The organism is Ensifer sp. Root31, assembly GCF_001424825.1.
In the GTDB taxonomy this organism is placed as follows: Bacteria; Pseudomonadota; Alphaproteobacteria; order Rhizobiales; family Rhizobiaceae; genus Ensifer; species Ensifer canadensis.
Genome location: NZ_LMCO01000017.1, coordinates 111,637 through 127,279, shown reverse-complemented (window position 1 = coordinate 127,279; position 15,643 = coordinate 111,637). Strand labels below are relative to the sequence as shown.

Annotated in this window: 16 protein-coding genes and 1 pseudogene; 7 read left to right on the top strand and 10 right to left on the bottom strand. The window is 59.9% G+C overall.

Translation table 11 applies throughout. The features are described from left to right. Positions 1-11: 11 nt before the first annotated feature. The 5 genes from ASD00_RS17570 to ASD00_RS17550 all read left to right on the top strand — a co-directional run bounded on the left by ASD00_RS17570 (position 12) and on the right by ASD00_RS17550 (position 6,104). Positions 12-857, top strand: coding sequence for a CsgG/HfaB family protein (locus tag ASD00_RS17570; protein ID WP_082523618.1), 846 nt, complete (start codon positions 12-14; stop codon positions 855-857). A 289-nt stretch (positions 858-1,146) separates the two neighbouring features. Then, positions 1,147-4,671, top strand: a complete 3,525-nt coding sequence (locus ASD00_RS17565; protein WP_057207755.1) for a hypothetical protein — start codon at positions 1,147-1,149, stop codon at positions 4,669-4,671. A gap of 67 nt (positions 4,672-4,738) precedes the next feature. Further along, positions 4,739-5,161, top strand: coding sequence for a curli-like amyloid fiber formation chaperone CsgH (csgH, locus tag ASD00_RS17560; protein WP_057207754.1), 423 nt, complete (start codon positions 4,739-4,741; stop codon positions 5,159-5,161). Positions 5,162-5,192: 31 nt separating this feature from the next. After that, positions 5,193-5,801 carry a hypothetical protein gene (locus tag ASD00_RS17555; protein WP_057207753.1) on the top strand — a complete coding sequence of 203 codons (609 nt, stop codon included), beginning with the start codon at positions 5,193-5,195 and terminating at the stop codon, positions 5,799-5,801. Between the two features lie 30 nt (positions 5,802-5,831). Beyond that, entirely contained in the window at positions 5,832-6,104 is a 273-nt protein-coding gene (locus tag ASD00_RS17550; RefSeq protein ID WP_057207752.1) for a curli assembly protein CsgF, read from the top strand. Positions 6,105-6,204: 100 nt separating this feature from the next. Here the strand turns inward: ASD00_RS17550 and ASD00_RS17545 are convergent, their stop codons facing one another. The 5 genes and pseudogenes from ASD00_RS17545 to ASD00_RS17530 form a co-directional block, all read right to left on the bottom strand. Beyond that, positions 6,205-6,609 (bottom strand): hypothetical protein, encoded by a 405-nt coding sequence (locus ASD00_RS17545; protein ID WP_057207751.1) that lies wholly within the window; start codon positions 6,607-6,609, stop codon positions 6,205-6,207. Positions 6,610-6,808: 199 nt separating this feature from the next. Continuing rightward, positions 6,809-7,591, bottom strand: a complete 783-nt coding sequence (locus tag ASD00_RS17540; RefSeq protein WP_244496080.1) for a hypothetical protein — start codon at positions 7,589-7,591, stop codon at positions 6,809-6,811. 669 nt (positions 7,592-8,260) lie between these two features. Continuing rightward, positions 8,261-8,405 (bottom strand): annotated as a pseudogene (locus ASD00_RS41185) (IS630 family transposase); the annotation flags it as partial. A gap of 285 nt (positions 8,406-8,690) precedes the next feature. After that, on the bottom strand, positions 8,691-8,969 hold the full coding sequence (locus tag ASD00_RS17535; RefSeq protein WP_057207790.1) for an HU family DNA-binding protein: 279 nt from the start codon (positions 8,967-8,969) through the stop codon (positions 8,691-8,693). 55 nt (positions 8,970-9,024) lie between these two features. Further along, positions 9,025-9,318 carry a WGR domain-containing protein gene (locus ASD00_RS17530; protein ID WP_057207789.1) on the bottom strand — a complete coding sequence of 98 codons (294 nt, stop codon included), beginning with the start codon at positions 9,316-9,318 and terminating at the stop codon, positions 9,025-9,027. 138 nt (positions 9,319-9,456) lie between these two features. On the opposite strand from ASD00_RS17530, the gene ASD00_RS17525 reads away from it, so the two are divergent. Further along, positions 9,457-10,476: an IS110 family transposase gene (locus ASD00_RS17525; protein WP_057207749.1), complete on the top strand. Its 1,020-nt coding sequence runs from the start codon at positions 9,457-9,459 to the stop codon at positions 10,474-10,476. Positions 10,477-11,108: 632 nt separating this feature from the next. Here ASD00_RS17525 and ASD00_RS17520 read toward each other — a convergent pair. The 5 genes from ASD00_RS17520 to ASD00_RS17500 form a co-directional block, all read right to left on the bottom strand. Beyond that, complete coding sequence (locus ASD00_RS17520; RefSeq protein ID WP_025431368.1) at positions 11,109-11,357, bottom strand: DUF982 domain-containing protein; 249 nt, start codon at positions 11,355-11,357, stop codon at positions 11,109-11,111. A 101-nt stretch (positions 11,358-11,458) separates the two neighbouring features. After that, the gene (vapC, locus tag ASD00_RS17515) at positions 11,459-11,863 is read right to left on the bottom strand and encodes a tRNA(fMet)-specific endonuclease VapC (protein WP_057207748.1); all 405 of its coding nucleotides are present in this window, start codon (positions 11,861-11,863) and stop codon (positions 11,459-11,461) included. Next, positions 11,863-12,093 (bottom strand): type II toxin-antitoxin system VapB family antitoxin, encoded by a 231-nt coding sequence (gene vapB / locus ASD00_RS17510; RefSeq protein WP_025431366.1) that lies wholly within the window; start codon positions 12,091-12,093, stop codon positions 11,863-11,865. The genes vapC and vapB overlap by 1 nt, the downstream gene beginning before the upstream one ends. A gap of 153 nt (positions 12,094-12,246) precedes the next feature. Continuing rightward, the gene (locus tag ASD00_RS17505; RefSeq protein ID WP_057207747.1) at positions 12,247-13,413 is read right to left on the bottom strand and encodes an MFS transporter; all 1,167 of its coding nucleotides are present in this window, start codon (positions 13,411-13,413) and stop codon (positions 12,247-12,249) included. A 12-nt stretch (positions 13,414-13,425) separates the two neighbouring features. Then, positions 13,426-13,641, bottom strand: coding sequence for a DUF1127 domain-containing protein (locus ASD00_RS17500; RefSeq protein ID WP_057207788.1), 216 nt, complete (start codon positions 13,639-13,641; stop codon positions 13,426-13,428). Between the two features lie 191 nt (positions 13,642-13,832). On the opposite strand from ASD00_RS17500, the gene ASD00_RS17495 reads away from it, so the two are divergent. Then, positions 13,833-15,341, top strand: coding sequence for a winged helix-turn-helix domain-containing tetratricopeptide repeat protein (locus ASD00_RS17495; protein WP_057207787.1), 1,509 nt, complete (start codon positions 13,833-13,835; stop codon positions 15,339-15,341). Positions 15,342-15,643: the final 302 nt, after the last annotated feature.

Below are 15,643 nucleotides of genomic sequence, written 5' to 3'. Positions count from 1 at the left end.
ACGGGGGAATTATGAAGTTCAAACTGGCAGCTCTTTGTGTCTTTGGTGGGCTCCTTGCGGGATGTCAAAGCGGTCAACAACTGGATACGCCAGCGGCGACCTTGACCGCACCGACGAAGACGACACCGAAGGTCAAGTCGATGCCATTGCCCGAGATCCCGGTCGATGTGGCGGTCTATGATTTCCCCGACCTGACCGGGCAGGCAAAGCCCAATGAAGCCTTTGCCGAGTATAGCCGGGCCGTCACACAGGGCGGCGCCGCCATCCTCGTCGATGTGCTCAAGAAGACGGGCAATGGCCAGTGGTTCCGGGTCGTCGAGCGCTCCGGCCTGAAGAACCTGGTCCAGGAACGAACACTGATCGAGAATACGCAACGCGCCTATGGCCGCCAGAGCGGCCTCCCGCCGGTGCGCTTCGCCGGACTGCTGCTCGAAGGCGGTATCGTCGGCTACGATTCCAATGAACTGACCGGCGGTGCCGGCGCACGCTATCTCGGCATCGGTGGCGACGTGCAGTACCGCTCCGATGTCGTCACCGTCAATCTTCGTGCCGTCAGCGTCCAGACCGGCGAAGTTCTCGCCTCGACCACGACGACCAAGCAGGTTTACTCGGTGCAGGTGCGTGGCGGCGCCTATAAATTCGCAACTGCTGGCGAGTTGCTTGAGATCGAGCTCGGCCAATCGCGCAACGACCCCGGCTCGCTGGCCGTCAGAGAAGGCATCGAGCTTGGCGTGTACTCGCTCGCAGTCGATGGCGTGCGGCAGGGCCTCTGGCATCTCAAGGACCGCACCCGCGAGGCGGAGTTCATCCGCACCTACGAAGAGAGGTACGGCGACGTCTCTCTTCCGGCATCCTGACGAAATTCAAACAATACAACCACGCTTAAAATTGACTCTACTTAATAACGCGCGACAGCGGATCAATATTGATTCGCAATCGCGCGTCTTGTTGTTTTGGAAAGACGATTTGTAATTAGCCCAATTTTGGGTGTTTCCACCTTTGTGATTAACTATTACTTAATTATTCTGTAGGAGCGCCTTGTTCAGACACAGGACGCAGTGATATTAAACGAATTGTTAACGCTCTAATTGAGTGCGGCGCTTCAGGGCGACCAAGACGCCGGCGCCGAACAAAAGGGAGAAGTCCATGAAATTCTCAGCAAGAAAAACTTTGCTGCTGACCGGCGTCGCTGTCCTGGCGATGTCCGCAGCCGCTTCCGCACAGGAAGCCAACACCGGCTACATCGGCCAGCGCGACGACAGCAACTTCGCCTACCTGTCCCAGGAAGGCGCCAACCGCGGCTTCATCTACCAGCACGGCCAGCAGAACGTCTTCCTGCCGCTGGCAGCAGGCGGCGCAGCGGGCGACGCCCAACAAGGCAAGAACGACCTCGGCGTCATGCAGCTCGGCAGCAAGAACGTCGTTGGCGGCGACTTCCTGCAAAAGGGCGAGAACGTCGGCGGCATCGCCCAGTTCGGCACCAACAACCTGGTCGACAAGTTCCGCCAGGATGGTGCAAACCGCGGCACGATCTTCCAGGGCGGCAATGCCAACGTTGCCCGCAACACCCAGGAAGAAGGTGACAGCGGCAACGACACCGGCATCATCCAGCTGAACGACAGCCCGAACAAGCCCGGCAATTATGCTGAGAGCAATCAGCTCGGCGCAAACGGTGGCAATTTCTCCGGCATTCTGCAGAACGGATCTGGTAACGCTGCCATCAACAACCAAACGGACGAGACCTCGTCCAACGCCGTCACCGCCCAGAGCGGCACCGGTAATGCCGCGATCAACAACCAGACAGCCAGCATCGACGGTAACGCCGGCATCCTGCAGGTCGGCAAAGGCAACGGCGCCATCAACACGCAGACGGGCAGCTCGCTCGACGCCACGGCCATCATTGCCCAGAACGGCAAGGACAACAGCGCCGTCAACACGCAGACCAATGTCGACCCGACATCGGCCACCGTTATTCAGGACGGCAATAACAACGCCGCTGCCAACGTTCAGACATCGGTCAACAATTCGAACGCCTTCATCCTGCAGGACGGCAACAATAACACCGCTTCAAACCTGCAGTCCCCGGGTACACAGGCCGGTCCGGCCGACAGCCTGAACGCCTCGATCGCGCAGAGCGGCAACAAGAACAATGCCGTCAACCTTCAGGCCGGCGGTTCCGGCGGCGGCAAGAAAAACACGGCACAGACCGTCCAGGACGGTAACCGCAACACGGCGCTCAACAGCCAGATCGGCGATTACCACAACAACGGCTACAACAACGACAACAAGGCTGTCATCGGTCAGGTCGGCAACGACAACCTGGCCGTCAACACCCAGAACGATGGCCGCAATTCGACGGCAACCATCCTGCAGGGCGGCGACCGCAACGATGCCTACAACCTGTCGGAAGGCGGCACGAACCACAGCTCGGCGATTGCGCAGTTCGGCGACGACAACCTTGCCGTCAACGCCCGCAACCGCGGCGGCAACCCGCTCGAAGGCAACGATGCGGCGATCTTGCAGTTCGGCGACGACAATATCGCTGCCAACTACCAGAACGACGCGATCGGCAGCGAGCAGTTCACCAATAACAGCGCCAATATCGGCCAGTTTGGTTCGGGCAACATTGCCACCAACTTCCAGGATACGGGCAGCGACAACGAAGGCAACATTACCCAGTTCGGCACCAACAATGGCGCCAGCAATGCGCAGGTCGGCGGTGGTGTAGAGAACACTGCCAACATCCTGCAGATCGGAAGCGGCAACAGCGGAGCCAACGTTCAGAGTGGCGGCACCGAAGCAACCGCCAACATCGTCCAGGGCGGCTCCAACAACGTCGCGGCCAACCTTCAGACCAATGTCGATCCGACCAATGCGTCGATCCTGCAGCTCGGCAGCCGCAATACGGCTGGCAACGTACAGGCAGACCTCGTCAACTCCGATGCGCTGATCGTCCAGGACGGCGCCCGCAACGAAGCGAGCAATCTGCAGACCGACGGCACCAATATGGCGACCGTTATCGTGCAGAAGGGTGATCGCAACAATGCTGGCACGATCCAGGCCGGCAGCACCGATGTCGACGCCTTCACCCTGCAGAATGGCGACCGCAACGAAGCAAGCAATGGCCAATCTGGCGTAACCGGCGGCACCGCCGGCATCATCCAGGACGGTAACCGCAACGTGGCCGGCAGCGTTCAGTTGACCAGCAGCGATGTCGACGCGTCGATCATCCAGTCGGGCAACCGCAATGATGCAGCCAACCTGCAGTCCGGCGTAACCGGCGGTAGCGCGGGCATCCTGCAAGATGGCCGCGACAACACGGCCGCCAACCTGCAGCTCTCAAGCACCGGCGTCGATGCGACGATCATCCAAAGCGGTCGCTTCAACGAGGCGGTCAACAGCCAGACGGCGTCGTCCTTGTCCAACGCCTTCATCATCCAGGGCGCGGGCGGCAACAACGAATCCGCCAACGTTCAGGATGACGTCAGCGGGGCAACGGCCCTCATCGGCCAGTTCGGCTGGGGCAACACGGCCGGCAACCTGCAGCAGGCCGACAGCAGCAATGTCATCGCCGGCATCCTGCAGGTCGGTTCGGGTAACACCGCCTACAACACCCAGGGCGCGACGCAGACGGCAACCTATGAAGTTCTGCCAGCCTTCAATCTGACGACGACGGCTTCGGTTCCCGGCTTGAGCAACTATCTCACGCCAAACATGCAGGGCCCATTCATCTTCGGCATCGCCGGCGGCCCGACGACGCTGACCGGCTCGGGTTCGGCGCCGGCGGAAGACTCGATCGCGTTGGTTGCTCAGTTTGGTAACGACAACAGCGCCGCCAACGTCCAGATCGGCCAGCTGATCGCGCCGGCAAGCGGCATCGCCAGCATCACAACGACGACCTATGGCATCAACACCAGCGTACAGAATGGTGGTGCGTCATGGCTGCTCGGTCCTAAGACGATCACACACAGCCAGGCCCAGTCGACCCAGACCACATCGACCCCATTCACCAACCCGCTCGGTGAAATCAACGTGCCGACCGTCGCTTCGGCGGCAGGCATCGTTCAGGTCGGCGACGACAACGACGCTTTCAACTTCCAGACCGTTGCTGCCGGTTCGCTTGCCGCCACGGTTCAGATCGGTGACGGCAACGGTGCAGCCAACGTCCAGACGGCAACGCTCGGGGCTGCGGCCGCCATCGTTCAGTCGGGCAACGGCAACACCGCGAGCAACCTGCAGAATGGCGCCATTCTGTCTGCAGCCGGCATCATCCAAGCTGGCCATGACAACGTGGCAACCACCACGCAGATCGCAAGCCTCAGTAACGCCGCTCTGACGATCCAGAACGGCAAGAAGAACGTCGCCGGCACGAACCAGTCGAACACGGTGGGCAACACCTCGCTGATCGTTCAGTCGTCGAACAACTCGCTTGCCCTCGTCGACCAGACGGGCGCTGGCGGTCACTCGTCGGCAGTCGTTCAGGCCGGAGCCTACTCCAACGCCTGGATCAGCCAAACGGGTTCCGCCTCCAACTCGGTGGTCCTGCAGTATGGCAGCGGCAGCAGCGATGCCGATCGCAACTACGCGATCGTCAGCCAGGGCAACAGCGGCCAGAACTCGGTGGTCATCCAGGCCGGCCGCGCCAACGTCGCCTTCGTCAGCCAGAATTGATCGACCCAGGTTGATCGACACGTTGGGGCGCTTTCGAGCGCCCCAACCCTTCAAGGAGGATCAGATCATGCGGCTCTCGCAGGCACTTCGGTTTCTCCAGGTTTTCGCAGTCTCAATCACCTTCGGCTTTCAAGCGAGTGCCTCTTCGATGAACGGTCAGACCATCCTCGGCAACACCAGCGACCCGCGCATCACGGCATGCGGCGTGCGGATCGGCGGCCAGGAGACGGCGACGCTCAGACCTTTCATCGAAGGTGCAACCGACCTCAACGGCAGCTTCGCCCTTGGTATCGCCACGCAATCGACGGGGGGAAGCAGCACGACCAGCCAGAAGAACCGCTTTTCCGCGGGCTCTCTTGGCGACACGCAGGTCGTGATCAACCGCACCGGCCGGGTCCGGATTACGCTCGTGGTCACGGACGACACCGGCAAGACACTCTGCGAGCTCGACCAGACGATCGAGCTTTCGCCACCGACGACACGCATCTGACCGAAGAAACAGAGAAACGGGTAGAAAACAGATGAAACGTTCAACACGCCCAATCGGCCGAGTTCTTCGCAACGCGATCATGGCCGCAGGTCTCGTGGCGACTGTTGCGCCGGCAGCCGCGGAAGACCTGCTCGTCAAAGACTACAGCACCAACCCGGCCGAGGTGAACGCTCTGATGGCGCCGATCCAGCCGTTCCTCGGCGGCGAAAGCGGTTCGACGACATCTATCATCCAGCTCGGCCAGGGCAACATTGCCAATGCCGGCGTCGAAGGCACGGGAAGCCTGGCGCTGATCCAGCAGGCAGGCACCAACAACCGCGCCGTCCAGGCAATCGAGGGCAACAGCTCGGCGCTGCTTCTCGTCCAGGGCGGCACCAACAACTCGGTGGTGCAGGCGAGCCGCGGCGACAACAACTTCCAGCTCGTCGGCGTTTCCGGCGAGAACAACCAGATTGCCTATATCCAGGACGGCAACAGCCTTGCCGGTGTGCTGGATGTGCGGGATTCCAAGAATTCGACGGTGCTGGCAATCCAGACCGCACAGAGCGGGCGGTACATGATGCCGACCGGCCTGCGCGGACTGGAAAACAAGACCGTTGTCGTGGTTCCAGGCCGGATGTACGTTTTACCGAAACGTTGACCGCCTCGATATTCAAGAAGGAGAATACCAATGAAGTGGCTTCAAACCGCGCTTCTCGCGGTAACGGTAACCATCGCTGCAGCCGGAACGGGCTTTGCGTCCGAGCTTGTCTACCAGCCGATCAATCCCTCGTTCGGCGGCGATCCGCTGAACGGCAACTGGCTGCTTTCGCAGGCGACTGCCCAGGGTGAAGGCGCAAGCTCCAGTGGCCCGGGCTTTACCATCGATTTCCCTGATTTCGGCGGCGTTCCGCAGCCGGACCCGGATCCGGTGCCGCTGCCGGAAGTTGACGACGGGCAGTAACCCGAGCCAGCTGAAAACAAAAAGAGCCTGCGATCACAGGCTCTTCCAGATTTGCATCAACGGCAGCGCCTGTCCCCGAGCGCACCATTGCACGTGTGTGTCAGCGCTGGCTGATGATCGCCACGTTGTTGCGGCCCTGCTGCGAGATGAAGGCCTGGTGGCCGACACCGGTCTGACTGATCGAAGCCGAGTTCATATAGCCGGCCTGCTGGATCAAACCGACGTTGCGCACGCCGCTCTGCAGAATCGATGCGGTGTTGAAGTCGCCGCTCTGATAGACGAAGGAAAGATTGCCGGCGAGCGACGACGTGTCGACGGTCGGCGTCGCGACGATCAGGTCCATCATCGGCTTCATGATCGCGGCGGTATCGAGAGCCGAGAAACCGGCGCCGCCGGTTGCCTGCTGCACGAAGGCCGGCGAAGCAAGCTCAGGGCCGGCCATGGCGACCGGTGCCGAAAGCAGCGATGCAAGCAATACTGCGGAAAATACTTTAGCGTTGTTCATTTCTTGTCTCCCCGTTCTTGATGGGACAAGTTGTACCTGCGCCGAATTAAGCAATAGCCATAGATACTTGGAAAATTTTCCACAAATTCCAACGATAAAAAACGACGATCGGCATTAACGCAAAAGCAACCCTGTTCCGGCCGTCACGCCAATGCCCCCGCACCTAGTGCAGGTGAAGGGACTTGTGACAAGGCGACTGTCAATCAAGCCACCCGGCAACGGCCCAATCGAACGCTTCTTCGAGTGCCGCGAACTTCACCGCCTGCCAACGGCGATAGTCGCAAACAAGCTCAGACGACACCCATAGATCACCGCGGTTTCCAGGCTTTTGCCACCCAACAATGCCCAGGTCGCGAGCACGCGCAAAAACCCGCTGGGCGTGGCTTTTCGAAATGATGTAGCGACTGGTGATCTCGCTGATCCGCAATGGACCAACAGAGGTCGGTCCTTCGGCCAACTCCCCCTTCGGCAGGCGCGCGATCAGATCGTGCAGAATGTTGCTGCCGGATTCCGTCCACACGAAGGTGGCAACGTTTTCGGGTGGGGCGCACCAACCCGGCTCCACAAACAGGCGCCGGATCGCCCTCGGCTGCGCGAAATGCATGAGCGACGGTTCGGCGCCGGACAGATGATGGCGCTTCCCCCCGTCCAACCGGTCGAGCGATTTCAGGTGGCCATCGAACCACTGACGGATGAGGTCTTCGGCCGTGTCCGCCACGATTAACGGACGCAAACGCTTGTCGCCCGACCATTCGGCGTCGAGCAGCAGCCTGTAGCTACGCATTTCGGCGAGGTGCGCCACGGCGGTATTCTTGCTTGCACCGTTGTTGGCGACGATAAAATCGATGAGCTTCGCCGCCGTCAGGCCCGGCCGGGTGGCGTCGGTTTTGTGCTCGAAATGCAAGGTCAGGATTGCCTGGGTGAGTAGCCACTTCTGCAAGTTGGCGGTGTAGCGTACGATCCGCGGCGCAATGTCGTGCATCGCGACAAGCCGCAGCGCCACATCGCGCAGGGCTTCGCCGAATTGCTCTCGCTCCAGGATCGCTTCGACCCGCGGAGAAAGTGGATACTCGAATCCCCCCTGAAGCGAAGGATGAACGTTCATGACCTCATGTCCCGTGTGACGCCCCCGGTTGACGTCGGATCATCGACATCACTGGCACTGGACTGACAATAGATGGGGCGATGTATAGAAGAGCATAACATGAGCAAAATGTCTGGTGAGATAAAGTTACATCGATCCAATGGTGTGCGCGTGACAATAATAAAATCGAAGCGACATTCGTGTGCCTATATATACAAAGACAATAACACTTTCTTTACCAATTTTTAGGGCATACATCTACCGCCTTGCTGAGATTTCAGCCAATGAGGTTAACGGCAACGCGGCATTGCTCGTGTGTCCACGACCGCCGGTATTCGATCCCTTCCCCGCGCGATAGTGCGAAGACTTCTCGTCCGGGTTCGGATTGGTTGTCGGCGACCGCCGATGTATGACTATTTCGTGAACCGCGAGGAAAACAACGCGCAGGAAGAATTGGGGATTTCAAAATGGCGGATGAAAGCAACATTGGTGATCAGCTTACACCTCAAGTGGAGTTAGTCGTCGAAAAGCCCAATCGAAACCGAAAACCAAGAAGACGGCAACGCCCAACGTGCCGTCCGGGTGTTCCAAGCCACGACTTGATCGCGTCGGCGTTGGCTTCGGTTTTGTGCGAATGACGGCCTCCACCCAACCGCCCCGGTCGAACATGGCCCTGACGGACTTGCAGGTTTCGCCACCGGCTCACGCTGGCCCTTCAGACCGTCGTTGATCTCCAACGGGCCGGAGGCACGGTTATCAAGGGCGTCAGCGTCGCGGTTTCCGTGACGTCGGCCGAGGACATCTCGAACGGCCGGTTCGACGGGTAAGGCGGTCCGGCCGGACGGCTTCACTGCGTTTGACGATGGTGCGCAGCGGCGGTGGCGCTTAAACGCGTGCGGCTGAAAAGCCCCATGGCATAGGGTTCTGCTGCTGCCTGGACGCAGAGCCTAAGCGAGTTCAGTGGCCCCGCCAGCAGGCGGGGCCAAAAGCTGCGACGTTACTTGTTGAGTGCGTCCTTCAGAGCCTTTGCCGGTACGAAGGACACCTTCCTTGCTGCCGCGACCTTGATGGTCGCTCCGGTTGCCGGATTGCGGGCTTCACGCTCAGGCGTGGCCTTAACCTTGAACTTGCCGAAGCCGGGCAGGGAGGTTTCGTTGCCGGAGACCGAAGCGGCGGCGATGGCTGCAAGCACGGATTCAACGACGGCTTTGCTTTGCGCCTTCGTCAGGCCATGCTCGCCGGCGATCTTTTCTGCGATTTCAGTTGTGGTGGTCAAAGGTTGTTCCTCCTCGTTTTTGACGAAAGGATACTTTGCCCGAATGGCGCCAATGTCATCGGTCTTGCGCAACAACTCCCGCCTCCTCAGGTGATTTTCCACAGATTGCCTTGGCAACATAGCCTTTCGCCCTCTTTCTGCGGGCGATTTGGAGAAGGATCGCAATGGCATCGGCCTCGGATGCGAAGTGATGGCTCATCTCCTGGCCGAGCGTGCCGATGCGTCCCCAGGCGCGGATAAGGGAGATTTCGCCAAAGAGCGTCGGCTGGATCGAAAGCGCATAGTAGCGCGCCATGTTTCGGCTGGGATCTATCCGTTGAAAGTAGAGGTTGGAGCACTGCTGGGTCATGAACGCAGCATCGCGCGTCGGAGAATCCGCGTCCAATGAGATGGGGTGGTTGCCGTCCTCCCCAGACGGCATCGCAATGTGCCAAAGATGTGGTGTCTACAGCACTGAGCGGAAAGGACGGCAACCGTGACGAAGGATATGATGATTGGAGTCGATCTGGCGAAGAATGTTTTCCAGCTGCACGCAGCCTCGGTGACGGGACATCTGCAGTTTCGCAAGAAGCTGTCGCGGGAGATGTTCCGCCGATTCATGGCCGAACAAGCACCAGCGGTCGTGGTGATGGAAGCCTGTGGCAGTGCGCATTACTGGGCCCGCGAAATAATCAGGCTTGGCCATGAGGTGAAACTGATCGCTCCTCATTACGTGAAGCCGTTCGTGAAGCGCCAGAAGAACGATGCGGCGGACGCCGAGGCCATCGTGATCGCGGCGCAGCGGCCAGAAATGCGCTTCGTCGAGCCGAAGTCGGCAGAGCAGCAAAGCAAGGCTATCCTGTTTCGTTCCAGGGAGCGGCTTGTCCACCAGCGAACCGAGTTGATCAATGCTCTCAGGGCGTACCTTTATGAATATGGCCATGTTGTTCCACAGGGAATTCGTCAGCTCAACAGGATCGAAGATGTCCTGAATGCGCCGAACAGCGATTTGCCCGATTTGATGCGCGAGGAGTGCCGTGATTTGCTGGAGCAGATTGCCGAGAAGACGACCCGCATCAATGCCCAAACCGGGAAGATCAAGGCGCTGGCAGCTGAAGCGGATAGGGCGCGACGCTTGCAGACAATCCCCGGGGTTGGACCTTTGACCGCTCTCGCCGTCGAAGCCTTTGCCCCGCCGATGGAGAGCTTTCGATGTGGCCGCGACTTCGCCGCCTGGCTCGGTCTCGTACCACGCCAGTTCTCGTCCGGCGGTAAAGAGCGGCTCGGGGGCGTTTCCAAAGCAGGGCAAACCGATATCCGCAGACTGCTGATTATTGGGGCGATGTCCCGTCTGAACTGGATGGGCCGCAAATCGATTGCGGAAGGTTCCTGGCTGGCGCAGATGATGATGCGCAAGCCACGGATGCTCGTGGCGATCGCATTAGCCAACAAAATGGCCAGGACCATTTGGGCGATGCTGATCAAACAAGAGGATTACCGGGTTCCGGCAGTAGCAACCGCAGCTTGACCACAAGGCTGCGCAAGGCTGACGCCGGATAAGGGGGTGAAAGAAGGCGACGACCCGAATGGGCAAAATAATCGAACAGATCTGGATTAGGAAAACCAGTCAAAACTCGTGAGCACTTAAGCTCGACAATGAGATTTGGACCTGATCCGCTGATCACCATACCGGCCAGCGGCTTCTGAAAATGCCGCAGATAAAGGCCTTACAGAAGACCGCACTCGATCACTCGCACATTCAAATCAAATCTTCTTGCATCCCGGGCGGCAACCACAGAAGAGTTTTGAATCGGTTGGGGCGAACCGATTCACGTCGTTGATGTGAAAGTTGGAGTCGCCCAGTCAAACCTCAACAGTTCCGCAAAATGTCGTCCTGAAAAGCGTGGAGGCCGCGCCTGCGGCAGCAGGGCGCGGCCTCTTTGATAGTTGCTCCACTAACCGCCCGGAACGCCGGAGCTTGTGCACCCTAGATGGATTTCATGCCACTGGAAAAACGGCGGTGGAGCAGGCGAAGCAACCCTCAAGTGATGCACTGGTTATCCACGAATGCCGGCAGGCTTAGGAGCTTGTAATTTCGTGCGAAATTCACGGGTTGTGGAGAACCGCCCCGATCGTGAAATCAGGTTGCTGGCCGGCAACTCACGAGGAAATCTCGTCCTCCGCAATCGGGAATGAACATTCGATGGCCGCGCCAATGAAGGCCTTGCGCGACAGCCCAAGGCTCTCCCCGCGCTCCAGCGCGGCGTGGCAGCGATTTCTGGCCCGTTCGTAGAACCATCCGCCTTGGGGCCATTCACTTAGATACTGCAGCGCATCCTCTGGCCCGTTGATACACCGCTCACCTTCTGGACCGACCCTGACGGGGTGATCCCAATTGATACCTTGCATCTGCGTTGCCTCCGTTTCGCCGCAGAACGCTTATCTTGCAAGTTTGTTCCTTCCTCCGGCCAGGCTTTCGCGCCCCTGGCAATCGGGCATGCCTTCCATTGTCAGGTGGTCGCCCAGTCCTCAAGACGCAAGCCAGGCACTCTTTCGAATTCCCGTCCATTGTTGGTGACCAGGATCAGCCCCTGTGAGCGGGCATGGCCAGCAATCAATTGATCGTAAGGTCCGATTGGCTTGCCGGCCCTGGCCAGCTCGGCCCGGAGTTGGCCGGTGTGTGCTGCCGCCAAGCGATCAAAGTTCAGAACGTCGAGCCTTGCCGCAAATCCTTCAACGACGTTGAGATTTCGCTCCGGCATTGCCGATTTTTCAGCGCCGAAAATCAGTTCCATAAGAGTGATCGAACTGATGCAGAGCTGCCCCTGGTGGCGGTTGAAAGCCTCGCGAACAGGCTCTGGACGATTCTTGATCGTGAAGATGCAGATGTTGGTATCGAGCATGTATTTGAGCATCAGAACGTCTCGCGCTCTTGCTGCTCGGGCTGGTCACGATCCGCCATGAAGTCGGCGCTCGCCCGTTCGCCGTTGAACCAACTGTCCCAAGCTTCCCCGGCCGGGGTTATTATTCGAGTTCTTCCGACCGCCACGACATCGACTCTCTTGACATCGTCGGGTAGCGCCACGGCCTTCGGTAGACGGATCGCCTGGCTGCGATTGCTTTGAAATACGGAGCCCTGGTCCATCGATCACCTCTTGGGATATGGCTTAAGTATATCCCCATATAGGTTGTTGGCCGTGGATATGTCAATGGGATATGCCAGGCGGCGATCATGCTTGCTCCCTATTGGTGGAACCCGGCTTATCATCATCGACGCGGCATGAGGCAAGTGCCGGGATCAACCCCGTCGTCTCTCCGCCATCAGGAGCAGGGCCAGTACACAGCACAGCAGGCCAAGGGACAATGGCAACCCCTGATGTCCGATCAGTTGCATCGCCAGTCCTGTCACGGGCGAGCCCACGATGCCGCCGGTACCCCATAGGATCGCGAAGGCAGCGTTGCCGGCGATCAAGGCTTGACCGGCGAAACGCTCGCCGAGCTGGATCAGCGACATGGTGTAGATCCCGAACGAGACCCCGCCGCAGACGAAAACGAGCGGCCAGATGAGCCACGAGTTGAAGAACCACGGCAGCAACAGGCAGCCGGCCAGCGATACCACAGCACAGACCAGCATCGTCCGTCTCGAGCCAAATTGCTCTGCGACGCGCCCGAGCAAAATCTGCAACACGGCATTGCCTGCGATGAAGCAGGTAATGAGCGAAGCAATGCGCTCTTCGGCGCTGCCGAGCGCTGCTCCGTAGACAGCAAACAAGGAAAGCAGGGTCTGCTCGAAAGCAGCGGCAGTGAAAACCGCGAACAATAGGAGCGGTGCCAGAGCGAAGAAGCCGCCGACCGATGTTGCCTCACCCTCATGCGGCATGTCCGGCAGGCGCGGCACGACCGCAAGCACAATCAGACCGCAGAGAAGGAAGGCGACGATGCCGATCATGAAGGGCGGCCAGCCCTGCGTGCCAACCAGCCCGAGCGACAGAGGGCCGATGGCGAAGCCAGCCGAAACGATCGATGAATAGAGGCCCATGATGCGGCCCCTGCGTGGCGCGGGCGTGATCGAGAGCAGCCAGGTTTCGCTGATCACGTAGAGCGGATTGGCGAAAAAGCCGAGCAGGAAGCGCAGTGGCATCCAAGTCCATACTTCTTGCGTCAAGCCAATCGCGATCAGGGTGAGCGCGGCCAGCATCGAACACAGGATCGCAAGCCGCGGCGCGCCCACCCGCCGGGTAAACGCGGGAATGAAAGGCGCGGATAAAATGAAACCGAGCGGCGTCATCGCCGCCGACAGGCCGATCACGCCTGATGTCATTCCCTGCCGCTCCAGGATGAAGCTGAGCAGCGGATAGGTTAGCCCCTGTGCCACGGCGAACACCGTGACGGTCGCGATGATGCCCGCCATCGCGGCCCATGGGATCCGATCCTCGCGCGATATTGTCGTGCATTCGGTAATCATGAAGCATTCGCCTTATAAGGGATTTGATACTTGCCAGAAGGACTTGGCGATCTCTGCCTCGAACTGCTGTCTCGTCAGACCGATGTCATCGATCAAATGAGGATCGTCCTTCAACTTTTGCTCGAGTTCCCAGCGAAAGCGTATCCGCTCACCCCAGGTAGCGATGATGCTTCGCAAGGTCGCCAGGCTGTAGTGTCGGCGCGACACTTCCGCCGGTTCCACGGGCATTGCCGGCCACGCTGCCTGAAGCGGGGTCGACGCAGAGGTGGGAATATCGTTCATGGCAACCTCCATATGGTTTGAGCGGCCAGCGGCCCTCGACCTGAAAGAGGATGGAGTCTGCCGGATACGAACGGCGTCGTAATTAAGGCCTCCCAAATAGTTCTCAAAAATTTCCAAACGGACTATAGATGCGCCGCATGCAGGGATCGCGCTTCGCCTTTGGTCCGTTCGTGCTTGATCCGGATGCGGGAACGCTGCTTCGGAACGGTGATCCCGTTGCCGTTGGCCACCGCGGCTTAAAGTTGCTTGCAGCACTCGTCGGACGACCCGGCGAAATTCTTGGAAAAACCGAGTTGATGGATGCGGCGTGGCCAGGCACGGCTGTCGAGGAGGGCAATCTCACCGTCCAGATCGCGCAGCTGCGCAAGCTGCTTGGTCCCGCCGCCGACGGCGATGAATGGATCTCGACGGTTCCGCGCGTCGGCTACCGCTTCACCAGGGCCATCGAGCAGCTGAGCGGCGCGATGCGAAAACCTTTGCCGCTGCCCGGCAAACCATCGATAGCCGTGCTGCCCTTCGTGAATATCAGCAACGACCCCGAACAGGAATCCTTCGCGGATGGGTTGACCGAAGATCTGATCACTGACCTGTCCAGGATCTCCGGCCTTTTTGTCATCGCACGCAATTCGGCCTTTGCCTACAAGGGGAGGGCGATGGACGTGCGCGGGATCGCTGAGGATCTTGGCGTGCGTTACCTGCTGGAGGGCAGCGCTCGTCGCGCCGGCGAGCATGTCCGCATCAACGCCCAGCTGGTCGATGCGGTGAGTGGCGAACACCTATGGGCGGAACGCTTCGATCGCAGCCTGGAAGATATCTTTGCCGTTCAGGACGAGGTCACCGGCAAGATCGTGGAAGCCTTGCTCGGCCGGCTGCGCGCACCGCCGTCGCGCAACCGACCCAACAATATCAAGGCTTACGATCTCTGCGTGCGGGCGCGTAAGCTGATGGATGACACGCCGCAGTCGGCGCAGGAAGCGCATCTGATGCTCACGCGCGCAGTTTCGCTCGATCCTGATTATGCCGAGGCCTATCGCTGGCTTGCCATGAACCACTGGATGGGGTGGGTGCATTCGGGCGGACCCACCGAAGCTAGCCGTGGCATTGCGTTGGAACTGGCGCGCAAGGCCGTCGCGCTCGATCCCAACGATGCCGGCAGCCGCTGGGTTCTGGCGTATCTGCTTGCCTATGAGCGCAGCTTCGACGAAGCCGATCGGGAATTCGCCAAGGCGATCGAGCTCGACCCGAACGAGGCCGACAGTTGGGCGGCACTCTCCGATGTCGCGGTCCTGGCCGGACGGGTGGAGGAGGGTCTTGAGCACATTCGCAAGGCGTTCCGGCTGAACCCGTTTCCGGCGAGTTGGTACTATCTGACGCTCGGCCAGGCCCAATACGCGGCCGGCGAGTACGAAGCCGCTGTCGAGACGCTGCGCAGGGACGAGACGTACCGTACAAGCTCGCGCCGTTTCCTGGCGGCAAGCCTTGCTCAGCTGGGCCGGCTCGACGAGGCACGCACAGAGGTCGAACTCTTCCTGGTTGGCAATCCGAGTTTCACAATCCACCACTGGGCGACGACCGAGCCATTCCGCGACGCTGCGACGCTTGCGCATTTCGTCGATGGCTACCGCAAGGCGGGGCTCCCGGAGTGACACGCGGGCGTGATCTCCCAAACCCGCCATTTACCCTGAGCGTGGAAAAAGCGGCGAGAGCCTTGCCGGTCTTTTTGCCGCTTGCTTGTGGCCGTCAGACAGCCTCCATCCGCACGGTCGAAAACATCGGCGCGGTGCGGTTCTTGGCGATTACGCGCGGTCGCTGGTCAGACCGGGTGGGTGAAGGTGCCGGGTGCCGCGAGGTTGGCCCGACCCCTCGATCAAGCGGGAAGACTTGCCGGCGCTAGTATTCCCGGTCCCCCGCCGTCGCTATTTTGAACCCGCTGTGGCGAGCGGGCCCA